Below are 4,431 nucleotides of genomic sequence, written 5' to 3' on the forward strand. Positions count from 1 at the left end.
CCCCCCGCCGGCCCCGAGGCCGGCCGCGCCCCCCAGGCCGAGGACGAGGGACCGCTCGCCCGCGAGCAGGCCCACCTCGCCGCGGCCCGCGCCGCGCTGCGCGCCATGCGCGCCGACGCCGAGTCCCTCGACATCCGGGACGTGACCACGAACTGGGTCAACGCCGAGATCCTGGCATCCACCCTCGACTCCCGGATCGCCTCGCTCGCGGACCTCGCCCACGCCCCGCTGTTCTTCGGCCGCCTCGACTACGCCTCCGGCAGCGACGGCGGCCACTCCTTCTACATCGGCCGCCGCCACGTCCACGACGCCGACGGCGACCCGATGGTCGTCGACTGGCGGGCCCCGGTCTCCCAGCCGTTCTACCGCGCCTCGCGGAAGGACCCGCTGGATATCGCGCTGCGCCGCCGCTTCGGCTACACCGGCGGCGAGCTGACCGCGTACGAGGACGAGCACCTGTCCGAGCCCGGCGAGGAGCGGCGCGCCAGCGCCCTGCTGCAGACCGAGATCGAACGGCCGCGCGTCGGCCCGATGCGGGACATCGTCGCCACCATCCAGCCGGAGCAGGACGCGATCGTCCGCGCCGGGCTGGAGGACTCGCTGTGTGTGCAGGGGGCGCCCGGCACCGGCAAGACGGCGGTCGGCCTGCACCGCGTCGCGTATCTGCTCTACGCCCACCGCGAGCGGCTGACCCGCACCGGAACCCTGGTCGTCGGCCCCAACGACTCGTTCCTCGGCTATATCGAGCAGGTGCTGCCCGCGCTGGGCGAGCTGGATGCGCGGCAGACGACGGTGGAGGGCCTGGTCGCGCGGGACGGGGTGACCGTGCGCGGGACGGACGCGCCGCAGGCCGCCCGGCTCAAGGGCGACGCGCGGATGGCCGAGGTGCTGCGGCGCGCGGTGTGGTCCGGGGTGACGCCGCCCGCGGAGGGCTGCGTGGTGGTGCGCGGCTCGCGGCGCTGGCGCGTGCCCGTCCACGAGATCGAGGAGATCGTCGGGGAGCTGCTCGCCCGCGGCATACGGTACGACGCGGCGCGCGGGGCCCTGCCGCAGCGGATCGCGCACGCGGTGCTGGTGCGGATGGAGGCGGCGGGCGAGGCACCCGACGACCGGGTGCAGAACGCCGTCGCGCGGAACGCGGCGGTCAAGCAGGTCGTCGCGTCCGTGTGGCCGCGCGTCGACCCGGCCAAGCTGGTGCTGCGGCTGCTGTCGGACGCGGACTTCCTGGCGGCGCAGGCGGACGGGATCCTCACGCCCGAGGAGCAGCGGCTGCTGCTGTGGGAGCGGCCCGCGCGCGGGGTGCGGTCCGCGAAGTGGTCGGCGGCGGACGCGGTGCTGGTGGACGAGGCGGCCGACCTGGTGGAGCGCACCCCGTCGCTGGGCCATGTGGTGCTGGACGAGGCGCAGGACCTGTCGCCGATGCAGTACCGCGCGGTGGGGCGGCGCTGTACGACCGGCTCGGCGACGGTGCTGGGCGACCTGGCGCAGGGGACCACGCCGTGGGCCACGGAGAGCTGGGCGGAGGCGCTGGCGCACCTGGGCAAGCCGGAAGCGGCGGTCGAGGAGCTGACGGAGGGGTTCCGGGTGCCGCGCGACGTGATCGCGTACGCCTCGCGGCTGCTGCCGAGGATCGCGCCGACACTGCGCCCGGCGACCTCGCTGCGGGAGTCGCCGGGCGACTTCGCGGTCCACCGGGCGGCGGGCGACGGAGCGGGGGACGCGGACGCCGGGGTGGTGGCCGCCTGCCGTCAGGCGCTGACGCGCGAGGGGTCGATCGGCCTGATCGCGGCCGAGCCGCGGGTCGCCGCGCTGGCGGCGGCGCTGGAGCGGGCCGGGCTGACGTTCCTGCCGCCGGGCGCGGAGACCACGCCCGAGTCCCGGCTCACCCTCGTCCCGGCCACGCTCGCGAAGGGCCTGGAGTACGACCATGTGGTGCTGGACGAGCCCGCGGCGATCGTGACGGCCGAACCGGACGAGCGGACGGGGCTGCGCCGGCTGTACGTCGCCCTGACCCGCGCCGTCTCGGGCCTGACGGTCGTGCACACCGCCCCGCTGCCGGCCCCGCTGACGTAGGCCGAGGCGCACGGACGTGCCCCGTCAGGGGCGCGGGGAACTGCGCGCGCAACCACGACAGCGCCGCGGTCCGCAGGGCACGGGCCGGGGCAGCCCCGACCCGGCAGCCCCGGGCGGAGGGCAACCACGATCCCCCGGCCACGGCGCTAGACCGCGCTCGGCGCCGAGGTCCAGCTCAGTACGGTGGTCAGGGCGCGGCGCAGCGCCGCGGTGGCGCCCTGTGCGGGGATGCCGGGCGCGCGCCAGGCGATGTGCCCGTCGGGCCGCACGAGCACGGCGCCGTCCGCGCCCACGCCGTACGCGGACTCCCACCGCTCCCCGCCCGCGGTGCGGCACTCGGTCGGCAGCCCGGTGGTGTGCCAGTCGGCGGACCGCGGGCCGTCCCCGGTGAGCAGCACGAAGCCGCGGCCGAGCAGGTCGAGGGTGGACCGGGGGCCGTCCGCGGTGTGGAGCGGGACGTGCGGGGCGCGGGTGCCGGGCCGTCCGGAGGGCCTGCGCGGGTCCTCGAACACGGCGCCCTCCGGATCCGGCTCGCCCTCGGGCACGAGGGCGCCGGCCTCGTAGCGGTACCCGAAGATCACGGCCTCGTCGTCCACCAGGGGGTCGGCGGGCGGCAGCGCGCCCTCGGGGTCGGGGAACCAGGTGCCGAGGCGGGCCAGCGCCTGCCGCAGGGTGCGCTCGGCCACGGGACGGCGCTCGGTGTCGTAGCTGTCCAGCAGCGCCTCGCCGGCGCTCCCCTCCAGCACGGCGGCGAGCTTCCAGGCCAGGTTGTACGCGTCGTGCAGGCCGGTGTTGCCGCCGAAAGCGCCGGTGGGCGGCATGACATGGGCGGTGTCGCCGACGAGGAAGGCGCGCCCCGCGCGGTAGCGGTCGGCGACGTACGCGGCGACCTGCCAGGGCCGGGCGTCGACGATGTCCGCTCTGGCGTGCGGGTCCCCGGCCGCCTCGCGGATCAGGGCGCGCAGCCGCTCCGGGGTGAACCGCTCGTCCCGGTCGCGGTCCTGCTCGCCGCGCGGGGGCGCGTAGGGCAGCGCCAGCAGCCAGCGTCCGGTGCCGTCGCGCGGCACGAGGGAGCCGCCGATGCCGGTGACGTGGACGGAGGTGCAGCGGCGGCCCTGGAGGAGCGGGCTGAGGTCGGTGTCGAAGACGACGTTCATCCAGTGCTGGAGTACGCCGGGGCCGTGCCGTCCGATGCCGAGCCCGCTGCGGGTGGTGCCGTGCGCGCCGTCGGCGGCGACGAGGTAGGCGGCGGTGACGGTCTCCGCGCGTCCGGTGCGGGTGTCGCGGATCCGGGCGGTGACGCCCCGCGCGTCCTGGGACACGGAGGTGACGTCGGTTCCGAAGCGGATGTCGGCGCCGAGGAGCTCCGCGCGCTTGCGCAGCAGCGGCTCCAGCACGTCCTGGTCGCAGGTCTCGGCCTCGACCGGGCTGATGTCGCCGGTCTCCGCCCAGGGGATGCGCTGCCAGGCCACGTCCGGGTCGGCGAGGGTGCGGACCCGGGCGAGTCCGCCGGAGCGCTGGTCGCCGGTGCGGTGGGCGCGGATGGCGTCCTCCATGCCCGCGCTCCGGAAGATCTCCATCGAGCGGGGCGAGAGGCCGCGGAAGCGGTACTGGACACAGGTGTCGGAGCGGCGCTCGGCCACCAGGCACGGTACGCCGCGGTGTGCCAGGAACAGCGCGGTGGCCAGCCCGTTCAGGCCGCCGCCGACGATGAGCACGGAGGGTGTGGCTGTCATGGGGTCCTCCACGGTCCGGTGGGTTCGACGCGAGCGGAAGCGGGACGGGGACACCAAGAACGATAGACATCTAATGGTTAGCCATCAAATGGTTAGACGGTCAGGACTGCGCTACGCTCTGCGCATGCCGCAGCCCGATCCGCCGCCCCTCTCCCCGTCGACCGGGCAGCCCCTGGGCATCACCCTGGGGCACACCGCACGCGACGTCGGCCGGGCCTTCGACGGGGCGCTCTCCGCCGCGGGCGGATCACGGCCGGTCTGGCTGGTGCTGCTCTCGCTCGTCTCCGGCCACTCCCGCAACCAGCGCGAACTCGCCGCCGCCGTGGGCATCCGGGGCGCGACACTCACCCACCACCTCAACGCGATGGAGGACGACGGCCTCCTGGTACGCCGCCGGGACCCGGAGAACCGGCGGGTGCATCTCGTGGAGCTGACCGAGGAGGGCACGGCGGCCTTCCACCGGATGCGGAAGGCCGCCACGGCCTTCGACCGGCAGCTGCGCCAGGGCCTGTCCGAGGACGAGCTGGCCCGCTTCGACGCCACTCTCGCCCGGCTCCGCGCCAACGCCGCAGCCGCGGACGACACGGACGACACGGACGACACGGACTGAGCACACGCACCC

At 75.9% G+C, this 4,431-nt stretch carries 3 protein-coding genes; 2 read left to right on the forward strand and 1 reads right to left on the reverse strand.

Features of this window, described 5'->3' with window-relative positions; translation table 11 throughout:
• Positions 1-2,073 (forward strand): HelD family protein (locus G5C65_RS31945; RefSeq protein WP_241266212.1); only part of this gene is annotated, 2,073 nt, incomplete at its 5' end.
• A gap of 146 nt (positions 2,074-2,219) precedes the next feature.
• Here G5C65_RS31945 and G5C65_RS31950 read toward each other — a convergent pair.
• Entirely contained in the window at positions 2,220-3,809 is a 1,590-nt protein-coding gene (locus G5C65_RS31950; RefSeq protein ID WP_165302535.1) for an FAD-dependent monooxygenase, read from the reverse strand.
• 124 nt (positions 3,810-3,933) lie between these two features.
• Here G5C65_RS31950 and G5C65_RS31955 point away from each other — a divergent pair, with 124 nt between their 5' ends.
• The gene (locus G5C65_RS31955; RefSeq protein WP_165302536.1) at positions 3,934-4,419 is read left to right on the forward strand and encodes a MarR family winged helix-turn-helix transcriptional regulator; all 486 of its coding nucleotides are present in this window, start codon (positions 3,934-3,936) and stop codon (positions 4,417-4,419) included.
• The last annotated feature ends 12 nt before the right edge of the window (positions 4,420-4,431 follow it).

This window comes from Streptomyces boncukensis (assembly GCF_011045075.1).
In the GTDB taxonomy this organism is placed as follows: Bacteria; Actinomycetota; Actinomycetes; order Streptomycetales; family Streptomycetaceae; genus Streptomyces; species Streptomyces boncukensis.